Origin of the sequence: Mangrovibacterium diazotrophicum, from assembly GCF_003610535.1 — a bacterium.
In the GTDB taxonomy this organism is placed as follows: Bacteria; Bacteroidota; Bacteroidia; order Bacteroidales; family Prolixibacteraceae; genus Mangrovibacterium; species Mangrovibacterium diazotrophicum.
Genome location: NZ_RAPN01000001.1, coordinates 2,114,667 through 2,134,713 on the forward strand (window position 1 = coordinate 2,114,667; position 20,047 = coordinate 2,134,713).

The 20,047-nt window shown below is 45.7% G+C and carries 12 protein-coding genes; all 12 read right to left on the reverse strand.

The features are described 5' to 3' along the window. Window positions 1-28: 28 nt before the first annotated feature. The 12 genes from BC643_RS08280 to BC643_RS08335 all read right to left on the reverse strand — a co-directional run bounded on the left by BC643_RS08280 (window position 29) and on the right by BC643_RS08335 (window position 19,922). Window positions 29-1,462: a glycoside hydrolase family 125 protein gene (locus BC643_RS08280; RefSeq protein WP_120272642.1), complete on the reverse strand. Its 1,434-nt coding sequence runs from the start codon at window positions 1,460-1,462 to the stop codon at window positions 29-31. Next, window positions 1,452-3,647 carry a GH92 family glycosyl hydrolase gene (locus BC643_RS08285; RefSeq protein ID WP_120272643.1) on the reverse strand — a complete coding sequence of 732 codons (2,196 nt, stop codon included), beginning with the start codon at window positions 3,645-3,647 and terminating at the stop codon, window positions 1,452-1,454. Before BC643_RS08285 ends, BC643_RS08280 begins: the two co-directional genes overlap by 11 nt. 208 nt (window positions 3,648-3,855) lie before the next feature. After that, complete coding sequence (locus BC643_RS08290) at window positions 3,856-4,938, reverse strand: glycoside hydrolase family 43 protein (protein ID WP_120272644.1); 1,083 nt, start codon at window positions 4,936-4,938, stop codon at window positions 3,856-3,858. Between the two features lie 18 nt (window positions 4,939-4,956). Continuing rightward, on the reverse strand, window positions 4,957-7,008 hold the full coding sequence (locus BC643_RS08295) for a beta-L-arabinofuranosidase domain-containing protein (RefSeq protein ID WP_120272645.1): 2,052 nt from the start codon (window positions 7,006-7,008) through the stop codon (window positions 4,957-4,959). 99 nt (window positions 7,009-7,107) lie between these two features. Beyond that, window positions 7,108-9,609: a glutaminase family protein gene (locus BC643_RS08300; RefSeq protein WP_120272646.1), complete on the reverse strand. Its 2,502-nt coding sequence runs from the start codon at window positions 9,607-9,609 to the stop codon at window positions 7,108-7,110. Window positions 9,610-9,676: 67 nt separating this feature from the next. After that, on the reverse strand, window positions 9,677-10,315 hold the full coding sequence (locus BC643_RS08305) for a hypothetical protein (protein ID WP_147377171.1): 639 nt from the start codon (window positions 10,313-10,315) through the stop codon (window positions 9,677-9,679). A gap of 67 nt (window positions 10,316-10,382) precedes the next feature. Then, window positions 10,383-11,048 carry a DUF3823 domain-containing protein gene (locus tag BC643_RS08310; RefSeq protein ID WP_120272648.1) on the reverse strand — a complete coding sequence of 222 codons (666 nt, stop codon included), beginning with the start codon at window positions 11,046-11,048 and terminating at the stop codon, window positions 10,383-10,385. A 19-nt stretch (window positions 11,049-11,067) separates the two neighbouring features. Beyond that, entirely contained in the window at window positions 11,068-12,900 is a 1,833-nt protein-coding gene (locus BC643_RS08315; protein ID WP_120272649.1) for a RagB/SusD family nutrient uptake outer membrane protein, read from the reverse strand. A 14-nt stretch (window positions 12,901-12,914) separates the two neighbouring features. Then, window positions 12,915-16,271, reverse strand: a complete 3,357-nt coding sequence (locus BC643_RS08320; protein ID WP_170154500.1) for a TonB-dependent receptor — start codon at window positions 16,269-16,271, stop codon at window positions 12,915-12,917. A gap of 200 nt (window positions 16,272-16,471) precedes the next feature. Next, window positions 16,472-17,533, reverse strand: a complete 1,062-nt coding sequence (locus tag BC643_RS08325) for a FecR family protein (RefSeq protein WP_120272650.1) — start codon at window positions 17,531-17,533, stop codon at window positions 16,472-16,474. A gap of 95 nt (window positions 17,534-17,628) precedes the next feature. Beyond that, window positions 17,629-18,216: an RNA polymerase sigma-70 factor gene (locus tag BC643_RS08330; RefSeq protein ID WP_147377172.1), complete on the reverse strand. Its 588-nt coding sequence runs from the start codon at window positions 18,214-18,216 to the stop codon at window positions 17,629-17,631. A gap of 119 nt (window positions 18,217-18,335) precedes the next feature. Next, window positions 18,336-19,922 (reverse strand): family 43 glycosylhydrolase, encoded by a 1,587-nt coding sequence (locus BC643_RS08335; RefSeq protein ID WP_120272652.1) that lies wholly within the window; start codon window positions 19,920-19,922, stop codon window positions 18,336-18,338. Between the last annotated feature and the right edge of the window lie 125 nt (window positions 19,923-20,047).

Genomic DNA, 20,047 nt, shown 5'->3' on the forward strand with positions numbered 1-20,047 from the left:
TCATTTTATGTACTAAAAAATAAGTGCTTTAGCCGAGCAGGTCGACTTTTCCTTCGTTAACCAGTTTCAGAATCAGTTCGCCAAACAGGGTATTGGCCCAGGCAAACCAGCTTCGCGAGAAATTGGTCGGATCGTCTTTATGGAACGTCTCGTGCATAAAACCGGTGTCAGCGTCCGTATCTCGTAGTGTTTTCACACACCAGGCAATTTCAGCATCATCGTCGCTGGTCATTGCCCGCATGATGATGCTCATCGGCCAAACCATATCGTAGCCCACATGCGGGCCACCGATGCCTTCTGCAGCCTTCCCTTTAAAGAAGTAAGGATTGTCTTCACTCCACACCAGCTTCCGTGTATTTTTGTAAATCGAGTCATTTTCCTCAACGCATCCCAGGTAGGGCAATGCCAGCAAACTCGGCACATTGGCATCGTCCATAAACGTATGGTTGCCAAAACCGTCCACTTCAAAAGCATACACTTTGCCGTACTTCGGGTGTTTCACAATCGCATATTTCCGAATGGCGGCCTCAACCTCGTCAGCCAAAGTCAAACAACCAGCGGCAAAGCTCGAGTCGCCGGTAACTTTGTTGCTGATTTCTGCCAATTGCCGTAACGAGGTTACTGCAAACAAGTTCGATGGAATCAGGAATCCGTAAGTTACTGCATCGTCCGACGGACGAAATGAAGAATTGATTAAACCGACCGGTTTCAATGGACGACCGTAGCCATGGTTGGAAAGCGTATCGAGCTGACGGGTTGTTTCGCGCTCAAACTTGTAAGGTCCCAAACCGCTTTTCCGCTGCTGCACTTTAAAGGTATCAACAATGCTCGCAGCCGCTTTTTGCCAATCGGCATCAAAAACCGTATCGTCGCCCGTCGTTTTCCAGTAATGGTAGGCCAAGCGAACGGTGTAGCAAAGCGAGTCGATTTCCCACTTGCGCTCGTGCAAACCTTGTTTCATATCAGTTTGGTCGCTCATCCATTCTACCTTTTCTTCTTTTGTTTTATTGAAGGCATTCGCATAAGGATCGAGCAAAACGCACTGTGTTTGCCTGTAAATAACTCCAGCCAGCAGTTTTTTCAATTCCGCATCTTTGTTTGCCAATGGCAGGTAGGGCCAAACCTGGGCCGACGAGTCACGCAGCCACATAGCGTGAATATCGCCGGTAATCACAAATGTATCGGGCTTGCCGTTCAGCATTCCAAACTCGACCGTGGTATCAAGGGTATTCGGGAAACAGTTCTCGAACATCCAGGCCAGCTTCGGATCCTTCAGTTTTGCTTTGGTGGCTGTAATCGCATCTTCTACAGCCTTCGAACTAAAATTTCGTTTCGCGAGCGGTGGCCGGTTCGAAACATAGTCAGTTTTCGACGTTGTTCCCCAAACGCTCCCGGTTCCGGCAATCGCCAGCCCAGCAACAGTTAATCCGCTGGCTTTCAAAAAATTTCTTCTACTTGTCATTTGTCAATATTTTCTGGTTTGAATGGTCTGTTTTGTTGACTGAAATTTTCAGTGTCCCTCCTTTTTTCAACTCATTGTAGGAGATAAAATAGCCTTTGATTTCTTTGTCATCATAAGTAATTCGACTGATTTTTAGCCCAGTTCCTTCTTTCGCAATAGTACACACGTTTTCGCCCAAGGTCAGTTCTGTTTTGTCAAACAAGGGAACCGCAACCAGGTAATCCGGATCAGCCGGGGAATACGAGTAAATTCCTATTGCTGAGAGAACATACCACGACGACATTTCGCCGGCATCGTCCATGCCGCACAAAGCCAGACCGTGTTCACCCATGCCGTAAAAATGGCTCATGATGCTATCGAGTATGGCCTGCGATTTTTCCTGTTTATCGACGAAATAATACAGAAACGGGAAACTGTGGTCGGGTTGATTGCCGTGGCAATATTGCCCGATGAACGACGACACATTTCGTGCGATGTAATTGTCATTCCAGGGAATTGAGAACAGCGAATCGAGCTTGTTCTCAAAGGCGGCTTTGCTCGAGTACAAAGCAATCAAACCGGGCGTGTCGTGCGGTGCAAAAAACGACGACTGCCAGGCATTAGCCTCGCGGTACATATACTCGTAGTAAGGATATTGCGGGTTGAAGTTAGACACAAAATCGCCGTTTTCGAGCTTTCCGCGCATCAGCCCGGTCGAAGGGTCGAACATGTTTTTATAGTTTGAAGTGCACTTCATCAGCATCCGATAATTGACAGTATCTCCCAATTCTTTGGCCAGCAAAGCCACCGCGTAATCGTCGTAAGCGTACTCCAAGGTTTTGGTCACCCCTGCTTTCGCTTTTGTTTCCACATGCGGCTTTTCAACCTTGGGGGTAGAAATGTATCCCTTCTCCATGTATTCGGTAATGTAAGGTCGTGTTCCGCCTTCGACCGTAGCGTTTCGGAGCAGCAGATTATAAGCGCTTTTCACATCGTAACCGCGTAATCCACGCAAGTACGATCCAGCAATAAACGCTGCCGCATGGTCGCCGTGGAAGAAAGTGGGCATAAAACCGCTTTTCTCGCCGCGATCAATCATCGACTGAATCACGTCATTCGTCACATCAGGCTCCAACATACTCAGCAAAACCAACTTATTGCGATAAGTGTCCCAAATTGACGGGAGTGTATAATAACGGAAATCTTTTTTAACAACCTCGTGGTTTTCATCGGTAAACTCGCCGTTGACATCACTGCGTAACGCAGGCCACAGGAACGAGCGGTACAAACTCGAATAGAACAGCATCTTCTCTCGCTCCGTTCCGCCGGTTACCCGAACTTTCGAAAGCAACTGCTCCCAGGTTTCCGACGCTGCTTGCCGCACTTCGTCAAAGCTTTTCCCCGCAAGTTCGGCATCCAGGTTCATTTTTGCATTTTCGGAACTTACAAACGATAAGCCGATTTTCAGTTCCAGCGGCTCATCCGAGTCTTCGAACGAAACAACAGAAATCTCCTTTTCTCCTTCTTTCAGCGTTTCGATAGTTGTAATCGCCAGGTTCGTTTCGGCATAAAAACACACCTTATCACCCGTTTGTTGAAAGCCTTTGAAAGCATTCGTGCCGGCTTGTTCCAACTGCCAATCACGAATATGTTCGTTCGAACGGGCTAGGTTCAAAACCAGTTTCTTCGCCCCTCCTTTCGCATAGGTGTATTTGTGGTAACCACAATGCGTAGTTGAAGTCAATTCTGCATTCACCTGGTAGCGTTTGAGGAAAACCCGGTAGTACCCGGGATGCGCCTCTTCGTTATCGTGACTAAAACCCGACCCAAAATTCGTAGCCGTAAAATCGCCGGTAACCGGGAGAATAGGTATGTGACACAGATTCCAGTGCCCTTTATTGGTATGGGTGAACGCGTAAATGACGGTATCCTCGTACTCGTAACCGGCACCGCTTCCGAACTCCGTAATCGGGCTCAACTGCACCATAGCATTCGGTAGGGCTGCTCCGGGATAGGTCAGTCCTGCCCAGACGCGCCAATCTCGAGGCGGCTTATAGCCAACATCCACACTATCCGCTAAAGGGGCAGTCCCTAAGAACGGGTTCACACAATCCGTTAATTGTTTGGGTGATTTCGTGCAACTAATAAAAATTAGCAGCGACAAAACCACTCCAATTCTGAAATTTATTGTTTTTGTTCTTCTCATTGATTCTGGTATTAAAAAAGAAAAGAGCACGTCACGAAGCCATACTCTTTCCCTTAATATTGATCAGCTTGAGATTTCGAATCCAAAATAGAAACCCTTACCGTTAAGAGTGAACCTCACTTGATCAGTATTGCGAACTACTACACTTAAACTACTACCAGTAATACCTGCAAAGGGCATGAATTACTCACGCCCTCGCGGAAAAATATCAATTGCCTTCGCTTTCTTCAAGCACAACTTCTCCAGAGGGTCGGGAAATTTGCTTTCCGGCTGGAATGGCGATACCAAAATTTGGGGTTCCATCGGCTTTCCAACTAAAGGGTTGCATCCGCACATCGCGTTCCCAACCGGGCGTTGTACTTTTTTTCGAGTGATAGACAATCCAGTCTTCTGTCCCATCAGGAGATTTTACGAAAGAACAGTGTCCTACTCCGTAAACCAAATCGTTTCCTTCGAATACGGGTCCTTGCTTTTTCCAGTTTGACGGATCCAATAAGTTTCCATCGGGATTGATCAGTTGTAACATCCCCTGGCGGTATTCAACCAACCACGATTCGCGGCAGGAATAGACGATAAAGACTTGGCCTTTGTGAATCAAAGCCTCCGGACCTTCGTTCAGATTGAGAGGCCCGCCAGTTTCCCAGCTTTCTTCCGGCGACGAAAGTAAAACCCGGGTCCCTTTCAATGTCCATGGATTTTCCATCTCCTGGATGAACAGATGTTGCGGTGTTGCATCGGTGTCCATCTGCTCTTTCCAGCCCGACCAAACAGCATACAGCTTACTGTTATGCTCAAATACCGTCATATCAATTGCCCAAACATTGCTGGCCGGATCATCCGGATTATCGCCCGTATAAAGCATCCCCATGTCTTCGTAATTACTGAACGGATCATCGGTTTGGGAGCGCAACACGCCGGTACGCTGGTGAATGAACGGAGGGCCCGAAACACCAGCCGCATAATACACATACCAATGTCCATCAACGAAATGAACTTCAGGCGCCCAAACACAATTGCGATTCCAACCGCTTGAAGGAGCCGTCCAAATGGCTTTCTTTTCACCTAATTTCGTCATGTATTTTGAACGCGAAAGAACGATGCTGTTATTTTGCGAGTAACAGTAAATGTATTCGTCGCCTTGCTTCACCATCCAGGGATCGGCTCCGTCCCAAACGGGATTGATAAAAGTGGTTTTCACCTGGCTTTCCGGTTCGCCTGCTTCAGCAGACTCGCTGCTGCAAGCGAACGACAAACCAACTAATAGCGCGACTGTTCCGAGGTATTTTTTCATTTTATGCTGTTTTTAAGTTTAGTTAGTCAATGCGGGAAAAGCTGAAATCCGCAGACGAGCTGCCCCCATGGGAATCAGTATAATATCCACCGTTTTCTCGTTCGTCTTTGCAGGATACAGCGGGAGCACATCAACCAAACCATATTGATCAATTCCCCACCCCGGGATTATCTTCCCTTTGGCCTCGATTTCAATCGGTACATTTCCCACGGAGAATGGGTAATTATCGGCCGGCCACGCTTTCTTCACAACTTTCAACGAAGAAGTCAAATTGTCTTCATCCAGTAATAAGCCGTAGTTCCAGTCCGACTTTGGCTCGATCTTGAAAGCCGGCCATTTCTCGGGATCAGCATTTTTCTGCCACTTTGAATCATTAATCGCCGAAGCCGTACTGCTGATTTTTTCGTAATCTTCATCAATCTTCAAGGAAAAGGTTAGCGGACCGTAATCGACAGAAATGCTGTTCTGATTGGCCTGCCAGTTTCGGCTATTTAGTTCCATTGGCAAATCTAAAGTCAGTTGGTCACCATCTTTCCATTCGCGATCAATCTTCAGGTAAGCACCGGGCTGAGATCCGACATTCAACTTTTTACCGTTCAAAATCACCGATGCATTTTTGCACCATGCCGGGATACGCAGATAAAGCGGGAATTGTACTTTTGACTTCATGCTTAAGTTGAAGCGAACCCGCTCCTCAAACGGATAGTTTGTTTCCTCAAGGAGAGTCACTTCCGTTCCGTCACCGACTTTCGCAGTTGTTTTGCACGAATTGTACATCACAGCAGCCAAACCATTGTCATTACTAGCCATCACCAGGTTTTGAATGTAGTACGGAATCGCATGCCCATGGTTGTGCTGGCAACACCGGCTGCTAAACGGGTTCATCGTTAGGAAAGGTCCTTCGTTAGCAATGCCCGGCGCATGGTTCTGGTCATCGGCTGTTACGCCGTTGGGGCAAGTAATGTAGCGCAGCGCTTTCATATCGGGCGTGAAAGCTGCCGGGAAGCTGTTGAACAGAACATCCTCGCAGTTGTCGGCCCAAAGCGGATCGCCAGTTAGCCGCATTAAGATTCCATCCGAGGTCATCTGCTCGGCAAAGCCGCAAGTTTCTGTGCCTTGTCGAGGGTCGATGTAGCCCATTCGGGCATTTTCGTCCGAGCCAAACATGCCACCGGGAACCTGTCCAAAGGTGCGTCGAATCAGATAATAGTCATTGTAAGTCGCCTGCAAATCGGTCGAATCAGCCGACTGTAAAAACCAGGTTGCCGGCTCGCGGAAACATTCAGCGATATTCACATTGTGCCAGTTGGGCAAAGTCGATTTTTGCGTCCAGTCAGCCGTATTTCGGTGAATCTTTTCAGCCAGTTCCAGCAAAAACTGATCACCTGTGATATTGTACAACCAGTAAACGCTGTAGAGATTGTCGCCGCCACGACTATTTTCCCAGTAACTGGACAAAAACTGATCATCGGGAACGTCAAATTCAAATTGAAAATATTTTTTCATGAAATCGAGTACACGGGCATCTTTGGTGTATTCGTAATAATTCTGTAGGGTGAATAAAACGACCATGTTCGACCAAAAATCGAGGTTTCCGTTCCCGGACCGTACTTCAGGCCCAAACCAGCCATTTTCACGTTGGCTGTTTAAAATACCTTCGATCCAAACCATAGCCTCTTTTTTCATATCGGCATCGTCCAGCATAAAAGCCATGTCCGAATACCCACGTAACCAGTAGGGAACTTCCTCCCACCCGTGGTCGCCACCTTCCGACAACCAGGCATTGTTGTCTTTTTCAAGCCAGGCACTTATCTCGCCTAAATGACCACATAAGCCGTCTTTTTGCAACTCCAGCATTTTCAAAATCCAGCCTTTGGGCTGAATACTTCCGAGCGGTAGTTTGATGAAATGCGCGGGTTGCAATGGAGACCGATTACTCAAATAAAACTCGTTTTGTCGGTTTATATCCGGACGCTCAACCGAGCTCACTTCATCTTTGCTCGTTTGAAAGGCTGTTAACATGACAAGTAGACCGCCAACGATGAAAAGGAGATATCTTTTTTGAAACATGTAGTTTAGGTTTAGGAAATGGTTTAGGTTCAGAATTGCGATAATCAGTCCGGTAACGACCGACTATCGCAATTCAGGATATACATTGGGAGTACAGGTTTATTCCAACAGTTTAATGAAATAACCACCAACAACAGAGCGCGCCTGAAAACCAACTTGCTTGGCATCCGGGGTTTCGTACCAGTCGCTCATCGGCACGCGATCCGGCGTGTCGGTCACATATTGATGAACCGGATCAATAAACTTCTCAAAAGTTTCTTGGTCACCAGCCAAAGTTGCTGTCCAAACAATCCAGTCAGATTTGGTGTACGTTCTGCGATTATCCAGTGGCAGGCCATATTTATTTTGCTTGGTCAAATAATACGCAATTTCTGTCTCCGCTACTTCCGGCGGGAAAATACCAAGATTCATCAGCTTGTCCCAAACCAGGTTGTACTTTTGGCTCCAGGTTCCCGGCTGGTCAAAAGTCAGGCGGTAGTGATCGCCGTCTTTCGCCATGTCAACCCATTTCGCCGCCATGCTTTTCGCTTCCGACGTATATTTTTCGGCCATCTCTTCTTTACCCAACATTCTGGCCATTTTACCGTAGCTTGCAATCCCCATAATCGCTTTTACCGAAAGGTTAACGTTGTGGGCAAAGTGTCCGGCAAAGTCATCGGTACACAATTGGTTTTCCGGATCGAGTCCATTCTCCAATAGGTAGTTCGCCCAAACGGTCAGTACATCCCAATGTTTAGCTGCATAGTCGGCATTGCCTTCCATCTCGGCAATTGCGGCCGTGAGGATAACCATGTTGCCACACTCTTCAACCGGCATATCGCCGCCATAGGTCTGGCCATTTGCCAGCGGGTATGTACCAACATCGTGCGCTGCAAAAGGCTTCGCCCATTTGCCACTTTCCGAATAATAGAAAATCGGGTTGAGCATGCCTTTCAGCAAGTCAGGATTGTATTTCAGGAATAAGGGAGCCGACGGGTAAGTTACGTCAACAGTACCAATCGATCCGTTACTGAAGTTTTCTTTCGAAAGGAACAAAATGTTGCCCTCGGTATCTTTCACCAATTTGTGAGCTGCTATCGACTGACGGAAAGCCAACACACACAAATCAGCATAATTTTTACCACCGGCAGCCAGCGTTTCATTCCACAAACCATTGTCAAAATCCACGCAGCGTTTCATCACCTTGTCATGTTCGGCTGATGCTGCCTGCAATGCATCGTTAATTGTTTTTGTGCCGTTTTCAGTCCACCAGGCTTTCAGGTTGTTGCCAAAATATTGAATCGATTCCAAATCATCGTAAGCAATCATGACGTAGCCGGTAGACGCATCTTGTCCAACTGATCCCAATTTTTCAATGCACACCATTGCCGGCATCTTTTTAGTCATTTTGGCTGTCATAGTCTCAGGACCTTCCAGCGTTCCGTTTTTAATAAAGGTCGCTTTGGAATCGAAATAATCTCCTATCGCCAGTGTTGTGTTCTCCGTTTTTTTGGCAGCCAAATACACATAGCCCCAGTCAATGCGAACGTTGTCGCCTTTCTTCTGCAGGACGGGTTGCTCGGTTGTCCCCGCTTTTACAAAACCGATATTTCCGGTTTCGCCCTTGCTTACTTCTACCTCCTGGCTCACTTCGTTAACAGCCCATTGGGGAGTCGTTTCAAAATAGACTTGCACATCGTGTTTGGCCCCATCATTCGAGTTCACCTGATAGTTGATGTAATTTACCGGACGCGAAAGAAGATTCAAATCATCGGGCAGCAATGGAGATACAAATTGAAGTTTCAAATCAACCGGCCCGCAGGTAAAGCTGTAATTGGTTTGTGTTGCTGAAAGAGCAACTTTGTTTTGCACGGCTGTTTGGGCAAAGATGTCTTTCTTTTCGCTTTCCTGGAACAATCCAAAATCGACATAACCGCCGCCTGTCCTGTTATGACAATGAGCTGCGATCACATTCGCTTCGCCCTCGTTCAACAACGAGCGATCAATTTTTAATACCACATTGTTATGCCACTCATATTGGGTTGCAACCAATTGGGTACCGTTCAGATATAATTCAAAAATATCATCGTGCGAATATATCAAATAGATATCGCCGCCTGGCAAATCAGTCGGCAAGTCGAATGTCCGGCGCACCCAAATATCTTTTGTATCCCAAACTGTTTTTAACGATGGCATCTCAGGCGTTCCAAATGCACCTTCGCCTGTCTCCCATTTTTTGTCGTTGAAGCCTGGCTTCTCCCAACCTTCTTTGGGTTCGCTAAACGTATATTGTCCCTCCCAACTCTCGTAATTGGCCGATGGCAAAACAGGTACCCAAGGCACATCAATCTGGCCTAGGAACCGATAAACTTCTCCATCCACGCGAATCGCACCAATCAGCGAATGCGTTTTACCGGTCCAGTGCCGAACGGGCGAATCGTACAAGTTGTCGCTTTCTGACCAGGCGCTCGTATACGGATCGATGGTAATTAACGGATAAGCAGGTGCCCGCAGCTCTGTGGTCTGGCTTTCAATCAACTCCTGCGAATTCGAGCACGAGAAAAAAGCCAATAGGCTGACCACTAACAAGAATAGCGGACAAAAAATGTTTCTTTTTTGCATGATATTTTTGAGTTAAAAAGCTTTCTCCGGCTGTCTCGGCAGAAAGCGAAGTGAATAATTCTGTTTTCTATTTTATTTGATCAACCTGTTGAAGCAACAGCAACAGGTCATCCGAATTGTCGAATTTTATTTTATTTGCTTTCACAAACGGCTTTAAGTTCTTATCCGGAAATATTTTCTGGGCCTCCTTCAAACTGTTTATCCGCCCGTACTTTTCATTAACCAAAGTCCAAAACGAATCGTCTGATAACACACGATAGTCCTTTCCAATTTCCAATTCGTAAACTTTACCGCTTGAATACACATTCGAAATGTTATCCACGGCGGTGGTCTGGGAGTTTCCGAAACCCGTCGACTTTCCGGCGGAAATCAACTTGCTTTTATATTGTACAAACAAGGGATATTTTTCCCCACCCTCACATTCGAAAAAAATGCCATCGACCGGAATAAACTTACGCTGAGCAATCAGAATGCTGTCGATACTCGTTACATTAGCTATGGCTAAAAACTTTCCGTTTTCAACAAAAACCATTTCTTCAGTCAACTTATTGAAATTCAAATCCGACTTTTGCTGCAAACCAGTTTTAAAGAAGATCGTTGCCGACTTGAATTCCGGAAACAAATAGTGTCCATCGTTTTGGGCTGCCCACGAAAATGAAAGCACCGCTAGAAGAAAAAGCGTCAGGAGCATTCTAAATTTAACCATGAGCGTTTCCTTTTTTAGTAAAAAAGGCGTGCTGTCCAATTGCACAACACGCCTTTAAGACAAACTTCTATTTTATATTTTGAACCAATGAATAAATTGCCTCGCGACCGGAGATTTTAACACCAACACGGGCGTTCAAAGTCGCATTGCTTAAGACATCATCCGAGAGAGTCATTGTCATGGTGATCTGTCCCGTTCCGGGGTCAGTCAGGTCGACACGCTGGATTTGCGCTGTTTCATCAACAAAACTCGTCTTGTTGACAACCAGTATAGCTCTTTCTACAGATTGCGAACCGGAAACCTGCGCCACATTAAAGGTAGCCGTAAGGGTACTCCCTGATAAACTGAAGTTTTCGTTGGAAACGGTATAGAACGGAGTCACCGGGTAATCCACCGTTGTACTTCCCTTTACAGTTACCACAACTGTGTCCTGAGCACTAACCCAGGGGCCGTTTCCGCTTTTGGACACCAGTTTGTAAGTGCCATCAAACAGACTTGCACTAAAGCTTCCGTCCTGCGTCAGGTACACCGGAATTGAAGTATACAAATCGTAACCATCCTGCCACAATTCGAGCTGCACGGCACTACCGGTTCCTTTTACACCGATCGCCTCGCCGTTGTACACAACCTTTCCCATTAACATGGATGAAGGTTCGTCGTAGTTGTCTTTACCACACCCTGCAACCAAAACAGCCAGAGCGAAAATGAGAATATAGAATTTATTTAATCGCATAATCGTTTCAATTTTAGGTTTATTGATATGGGTTTTTAACCAATTGCGGGTTACGGTTAATCCAATCCTGATCGATGAAGTTATAGTAGTTCTTCATCTGGAAATACCTCGGATAAACGCTCATGTGAGCTTTTTGCTTATCGAACACCCACTTGCCGTCGTTAGGGTTACCCGGTTCATTAATCAAATAAGGGAACAGTGCATAATGTGTAGCTGTAGGATCACCTTCGATACCATTCCAAAGAATGTGTGCTTTACGCCAGCGTTTCAAATCCCAGTAACGGTGATTTTCAAATGCAAACTCAACCCGGTTTTCATTGATGATATCATCCAGAGTCACCGACGAAAGCGACTGAATGCCTGCGCGAGTGCGGATCTGGTTGATGTACTTAACGGCATTGGTTTGATCACCCAACTCCATAGCAGCTTCAGCAGCAATCAATACTGACTCGGCATAGCGGAAGTTCACAAACCACATTTCGCTACCGCGACCACGCGTACCTGCGCCAACTGTTTCATCCAAAAACTTACGAATACAGAAGCCTGTTTTGTTCACGTTCTGATCGTTGCTGGTTGTTGGTCCGTCCTCTGCTGTAATCACCAGGCCGTCATCATCTTTCGAACCGATATTATCAACAATATCTGTCCACACACCGTCAACCAGATGCTTTTGTCCTGCCTGGAAAACAATGTCTTTTCCTTTAAAAGAAGAACCGCCATAGATTACAGTTCCCCACAAACGAGCATCCTTGTTTGCGTAAATATCCTGTGGTTTGTCGTAGAAAACATAGTCTCCTTCTGTATCCATGGTTGCCAATTCTCCGTCCCGATCATTGGTGTATTCATACGCTTCGACCAAATTCAGAATCGGCGTAATAATGGTCCCGTCCATATCTTCACGAATTGAACGCGGAATATTGCGTGTCGTAAACTGGGTAGTCTGCCCCGGATAGATGTAATCGTTGGTCCACATTACTTCCACATTGTTGTCCTTCACACTGGTTGTTTCGTAGAAATTGCGGGCTTTGTCGTCCAATTGGTCCTGCAACATGTAAGGACTCTCGTCGATAATTTGCTTAGCCGTGTTGTAGGCTATCTGATAGTATCCTTCAGACAAAGAAGCAGGAATTCCGACTTCATTACCTGATGTCATAATCGGATCAGCTAACTCGTTGTTGTATTTAGACAAAGACGCTGCATAGATGGCAGCACGAGCTTTCAAGGCCAAAGCCGTCCATTTATTTACACGTGCCGAATTCGTTGTTTTATCTCCTGGTAGCAAGTCAAAAATAGCATCACACTCACTGATTACATAATCGTAACTTTCTGCTTCAGTCGAACGTGGAATTTGAAGCGGTGCTACATCCATCCCCTGGTTGTACTCGAATACTTCGTCGCCAACAATTGGCATACCTCCCATGCAACGCACCATGTTGAAATAGGTCCAGGCTCTCAGGAAACGAGCTTCTCCCTCAATCTGACTGCGTTGATCTGTTGTAAGATCAGCCGCCGCATCAGAGCGAATTCCTTCCAAAAACTGGTTGATGTTACGGATCAGGCCGTAATCAAAAACCCGCCAATGCGCGTCACCAAAATTTTGGGTGTAGTCCGGGCCACCGCTCGAATTACAAGCTTCGTCCAGGTAAATGTATTGCCAATCGTCGCCAATACGTTGTCCCCATTTTACGCGTCCGTAGTAGTTCGCCAAAACCGACTGAATCATGTTCCAGTCTTTGAACACTTCTTCGTTGGTTAAGATATTATCCGGACTTTGATCCAACATATCACTGCAACTGGAGAAGAACCCCAGCCCAAGTCCGATGATTAGAATTATTGAATATATTTTTTTCATGTCAATCTCCTTTTTTAGAATGTCACATTAACACCTACGCTAACCACTCGGTTAGTAGGATATGTTACGCCTGAACCACTAGTAATCTCTGGATCAATCCCGTTCAGATTATCAATTGAGAATACGTTTTGAGCCATCGTATAAACTCTCGCTTTCGATAACCCAACTTTCGATAGAACATTTTTTGGAATATTGTAGCCAAATTCAACGTTCTTCAACTTGACATAGCGACCATTAATTTTCCAGAAATCACTGTTCCAGTAATTGCTGTGACCTCCGTTTCCAACAATCAATGTCGGGTATTTCCCGGGGATCAATTCACTATCCGGGTTTGTCGGATCTGACAATCTCCACTGATCTTCCATGTAGAATTGCGGGTTGTTACCGCCATCGTGGAATGGGTTTTTCGCTTCCCAGTTATATTCGAAGGTATATCCCGTGGCACCGGTAAAGTCAAGTGCTAAATCGAAGTTTTTCCAGGCAAAAGCGAAATTTATACCGAAGTTCAAAATCGGAGTCGATCCCTGACGGAAACCAATTGGACGTTCGTCCATACCGTTAATCATTTGGTCACCATTCACGTCCTCGTATTTCAAGTCACCTGGGCGAAGCGTTTTGTTTCCTTGTCCGTCAATATCAACATCGTAGCTTGCAATCTCTTCCCAGCTTTGGAACTGGCCAATGCAATGGTATCCCCAGTTGATGTATCCGAAACGTTCGTTGATTGTACTGCGGTACTGGTTCCAGGAGTTCCCGAAGCGGGGTTTATACTGATGCCAGTCGTACATACGTGCATAAGTAAAGTTACCACCAACACTGTAGTCAAACTCGCCTATCTTGCTGCTGAATTTAATAAAGCCGTCCATACCGCGTGTTTTGTCTGAATTGAGGTTCTCGTTTGGTAGAGAATATCCTGCTTCAGCCGGAATCAGCACATCATAGCGGGCTGCTGGCAAACCATCACGCTGGCGGTCGAAATAGTCGAGACTACCAACCAACTTGTTATTAAACAAACCAAAGTCAACACCAATATCCAGGATTTTTGCTTTAATCCAGGACAAACTGGTTACCGGCAAACCGCGAGGCTGAGCACCATTGTAATAAGCACCATCCAGAGTGGCACCACCACTTCCGTAGTTGTAACCGCTCATATAATCGAAAGCACTGTAGCCGTCTACATTATCATCTCCTAATAAACCATAGGAAGCACGAAGCTTGAAGTCGCTCACTTTACTCATCACCGAAGAGGATTTCCAGAAGTTCTCTTCAGACATACGCCATCCCACAGATCCGGATGGGAAAAATCCCCAACGGTCATTCGGAGGGAACTTCCAGGAACCATCGTAACGGGCTGAAAATTCGAATAGGTACTTTTGCTGGAAATTGTAGTTGAAACGACCAACGTAACCTAAACGAGCCTCGGTGTTATCGCCGTCGTCATTGAAAGTATCCATTGTTTCGTAATCCAACAGATGCAGCGAATTTGATTCCGGACGGGTATGAATCCAGAAGCCCGGCGTTTTACGTTTATAGGATTCGGCAGCCACAACAGCATTCACGCTGTGATCGCCAAATATTTTGGCGTAGGTAAGCTGCCCCTGCGCCATGATTTCTTCAACCTGACGGATATCCCGCTCCCTCCAGGGATTGTCCATACTGAAAATGACAGGATAAGTATCAGTAGCCTCATCGTAATCATAAAGCTTGTACGTGTATTCCTGGTTATCCATCCACTTTGAAGCAAAGTAGTAACCGAAAACACCTTTGGCACTCAATCCGTCGGCAATTTCATATTCGGCATCAAAGTTCAACTGCATGACACGCCAGGTTTCTTTGTATTGACCAGCCAAATCATAAGTCAGCATACCAAAGTTCGTCTCGTTCAGCGCTGATGTTTTGGTTGGATATTTCGGGTTGTCGTTTGCAAAAGGACGGGCGGTCGGCAAGTTGCGGTAGATCGCAAACAAGGCTTGCCAAGTATCGTCACCACCAGGCACACCAGGGTGTTTGCGGGTTTCGATACGGCCGTTCATTGAACCACCAACTTTAAAGCGGTCGGTGATATTGGCATCAATATTCATCTGGATGTTGGTACGGTAGAAACCACCGTAATTCAAAATCGCAGCTTTTTGCGACAAGTGGTTCAGCGACAGGTAATAGTTAATCTTCTCAGATCCACCAGTCGTGTTCACACCTACATAATCCTGCGGAGCAGTAATCAATACATAGTCGTACCAATCCCATGGGCGATAGCCTTTTTCTGTTCCTTCTTTCCATTTGGCCAAATCCTCCATGGTATATTTGGGAGTACTTCCGGTAATCGCGTCCGACTGGATATAACTGCGAATGTAGGTTTCAACATTGGCCGGACGTGGAAATTTGAACATCTTCTGCCATCCGTGGTAAGCATTAACATTCACTGTATTTTTCGTATTGCGACGACCTTTTTTGGTAGTCACCACAACCACACCATTCGCCGCTTTTACCCCGTAGATTGAAGCAGATGCATCTTTCAATACCGAGATACTTTCAATATCGTTAAAGTCGAGGTTGTTAAACTGACCTTCATCTTTTTGCACACCATCGATCACGTACAAAGGCGTTCCCATGTTACGGATCTGGATGCTGGTGCTGCTACCGGGACGACCATCAGACTGGCGGCTGTTAACCCCGGCAATCTTTCCAACCAGTGCTCCTGAAGTTGTTGGTGACTGTGAGCGTTTCAAATCTTCAGCACCAACAGACGAGATCGCACTGGTCAGGGATTCTTTCTTCTGGATACCAAAACCAACGGCAACCACTTCTTCGAGCCCGATTGAACTTTCCTGCATCACCACATCAATGACCTCCTGGTTACCGATTGGCATCTCGACTGTTTCCATTCCGACAAACGAAAAGACCAAGGTTTTCACTCCCGGCTTCAGGGTCAGGCTGTATTTACCATCAGCATCGGTAATGGTTCCAATCGTAGCTTCCTTGGCAGCAATGGCAACTCCCGGCAAGGGAACGCCACTTTTGTCGGTGACCGTACCCAAAACCACGCCAACCTGTTGATAGGCCGCTTGCTTTCCGGTGGTCGTTAGCACAACCAAATCATTGTCTAAAATTTTGTATTGGATATCGGTTCCGTCGAAAAGACGTTCCAAAATAGCTTCCACATCGTCATCCTTCACCGTAAAGTCGACCTTTTGATCAATATCAATCAGATCGTCGTTGAAGAAGAAGCGAAACCGACTTTCATTTTCAATGGTCGTAAAAACTTGTCGAATACTCTTGCCCCGATAGTCCCCGCTGAACTTGGTGTTCTGCGAGTAAACCGACGCGTTGACCTGAAAAAGCAAAGCCAGTATAAATACGGCAGTTAGTTTCATTACAAGCAGTGTTTTTTTAAGCTTCCCCCTTGCAGGGAAAACAAATCCATTTAGATTTTTTTTCATACATTTGGTTTGTTAAATGATTCACAATTCAATGCTTGCAATAGCCGTCACACTTTGCAGCATTGATAAAATTTAACTCGAACATTTTTCAACGAAGGGATCTGATGGGCAAATCAGGTCCCTTTTTTTTAGGTTTACTTTTTGCTTATAAAAACGGTTTTTCCTTTTATGCTGTAACTAATCGGCGAAGAAATCCGAATCACTTCCATCACCTGGTCAATGCTCTCGTCTTCGAGCACACCCGTAAAGTGATAATTCAGGATCTCGCTTTGTTCCAGTTTGATTTGAACATCATATTTCCGCTCCAGAATCTTAACCAGGTCTTTAAACGTCACTTTTTTAAAGACAAGCCGGTCATCTTTCCATGAAGTGTATAATAGGGGGTCGTTGTTGGGGCTAATTGTTAAACGGGGCTGACCATTTTCGCGAGCTACGTCCCTGCTCTTGTAAAAAGTCGACATGAATTTCGGATTCAGGTAAGTATCGTCAGCGATGTTCACATCCCGATGTTCCAGCTTCACTTTACCTTCCACTAAAATGGTTTCAATGGTCTCTTCATCCGGGTAGGCTTTTACATTGAATTCGGTGCCTACGGCTCGAACCTGGAAACCATAGGCGTCAACAACAAAGGGTAGTTTCTTATTTTTAGCAACTTTAAAATACCCCTCGCCTTCCAGACTCAAATCCCGGTTATCCACATTAAAACGCGTAGAATACTTCAACTTACTTCCGGCGTTCAACCAAACAACCGAACTGTCGGGAAGAGTAAGCTGAGAAATAGAGCCAAGTGGTGCTGAAACCTCGCAATAAGAAGCCAATTCAAGATGTCCTTTTTCCTCTTTGCTCAAGAAGTAAGTGACAACACCTCCAAAAACAAATGCCAGTACTACCGAGGCGGCTACCTGAATCCAGTTGAATTGGATCTTCCTGATTTTTTTCTCTTCTGAACGTTGGGACTTCTGCTTTAGAATCTGAAGATTAAGCTTCGCAAAGAGTTGATCACCATCAAAGTTTTCAATACTCGGAAATTCATCTTCTTCCAACTCCGCCATCATTCGATCCCGTAGCATCTCCGAACTGGCTCGGCCGTCTAAATACGACTGCAACTCATACAACTCTTCCAGTGAACAGTCGTTTGAATTGAACCGATCGAGCAGTTCATAAAATCGTTTTGCTATGTTCTCGTCTTTCCTCATTTGCTACTTATACAACCATCGAACAGTACCTACTCACACAAATTCCATTTTTTTCAAAAAATATTCTCGCTCAAAATGAACAATATGATTTCTAACTACTTTGCCTTGAAAAGCACAAACATTGCCAACAGGTATTCTTCTCTTAGATTCTCCTTGAGAAATTTGCTGGCCCGGTAAATCTGGTTTTCAACTGTTCGGATAGATAAGTCCAGCTTTTCTGCAATTTCACCATTCGACAGGCCTTCTTCACGACTTAGCTTAAACACGTTACGCTGCTGCTCCGGCATCTTGTCCATGAGGCCGGCTATCTTGTCCCGCAATTCGGCAAAATGAACTGCAGCTTCCGGGCTTGCAGAAAAATCGTGATTGAAATTCACCAGGTATTTTTCGTATTTCTGTCGAACAACCTGGTGTTTCAAATGATTCAGCACCTTGTTGACAGCCATGGTGTAAAGAAAACTTTTGAATGATTTATTTTCGTCGATCTCATCCCGCATCTCCCAAATACGCAGGAAAACATCCTGAACGATTTCCTCCGCCTCCGCAGTATCCTTCAGGTATGAGCATGTAAAATGAAATAGCTTTTCACTATACGCAACAAAGACTTTCTGAAAAGCCACCATATCCCCTGCCTTCAGCCGCAGAATCATTTGTTGGTCGATATGCTCAGTTCTCGTTGTCAATTAGATTAGTTTAGTCTTCTTTAAAATCCGCTTGACTTTTTTATCAAAAGTCGAAAAACACAAAAAGGAACCCACTCTCAGAACAGGTTCTCTTTATCCCTCTATTTTAGTATTTACGCTCATTCGTTCTGCTCCGATCCCACCTGGTTTAATTCAACACCGGTAATATCTACGTATTGGTCCTGTGAGCCGAGCGAGGTTACTCCCCAACGAAATCCCATGCCCCAGGGAACATAGGGAGAAGCATCGATTGAATCGGCAATCAGTTCCCAGTTTTTGCCTTTTGAAACATAGAACTGCAGTTGATCCCCGTTTCGGACACGCATTTTCAAGGAAATTAAATCGCCATAATCGCTCGATGGAACTGCTTCATATATTTTCTTCTCATTCGCCGATGTGATCCAGACTTCAATTAAATCGTGCCCGGCCGAGATTCCCACTCCCGCCATGGGTGCACCAAAACTATTATTAGTGGCGCCAATCAGCAAAATTCCACCTTGAACGTCGGTGCCGCTCATGGCCAAATCAACGGTTGCTGTCACATCAAAATCCTGCGACTTAACAGGCTGTGCCAATAAACTCCCCAACAGATCATTCTCCGTCGATGCCGCCAGCATCAGGCCGTCATCACCTGTTGCGTAACTCAGCTTTTGGGTGGCTCTCCACTGCCAATCAGGCTCTAATGCTCCGTTAAATTTGTCGCTAAAGTTGATGCGGCTATTGGTTGGATCCAAATTTTCATCTGGTTCCAGATATGGCCAGTCGTCGTCAGTCCATTGTATTTTTGCCAAAAGCCCTTCGCGCCCGATGTAATCGCCACCTACTGTTTCGTAGGCGTGGTACAATAAGTAATAATCGCCCTGCTCGTTCAGAACATCTCCCGTACCCGGGCATTTCCAATACGGTGTATCTTTCAGTATTGGGTTGGCCGGATTCTTTTCCCACGGGCCAAGGAGCCCTTTCGCCCTGGCCACTCCAATTTTATAATTACAGGCTTTATCGCAGCATGCTCCGGCGGAATACAACAAATAGAAATATTCGCCCCGACGGAAAATCGCAGGCCCTTCCGTAATCGCTTCTTCCCATTCCTGGTCATTCCGGATCAGTTCATGTTTGGGGCCGCTAACGGTTTGCCGATCTTCTGATATGGACTGAGCATAAATCACAGACGGTTTGCCGGGGAAATAAACTTCTTTCCAAATCAGGAACAGGTTACCATCCTCATCGCGCATCTCAAAGGCATCAATTGTTTCACAATCGTTGAATGTTAACGGGCCATGATCAACAAAAGGTCCTTCCGGACTTTCGGCGCTGGCAACGGCAATGGTCAGTTTGTTGTTCGACTTGATTCGGCTGGTGTAGTAAACGTATAATTTCTGCTGTTCTTCGTCGTACGAAAGTTCCGGTGCAAAAAAGTTATTCTCTGCCCAATCAGGCGCACCTCCCGGGAATACATAGGAAACCAGCTTCCAATCAATCAAATTATCCGATTTATAAATTGGGAACAATGGAGACCATTCATTACTGGTCGTCGACGCATAGTAGCTGTCGCCAATCTTGGTGATGGTGGGATTTGGATTATCACCGGGTAATACCGGATTTGCAATTTCATACGCCTTCAGATTTATCTTGCCCTGGGTACAGGCAATTAATCCTATCGTTATAAAGCTATAAAATATGAACCAGGTAAATTGGCGTTTCATCATCTCGTTATTTCCATACAATACAACAAATCGGGACGTTGACGCAAGCTAATCATTCTGTTTTATTATCCCTAAACCGTCAATCGAAAATCGATAAGGCCATAAGTCAGGATCAGTTTGGCTTAGCT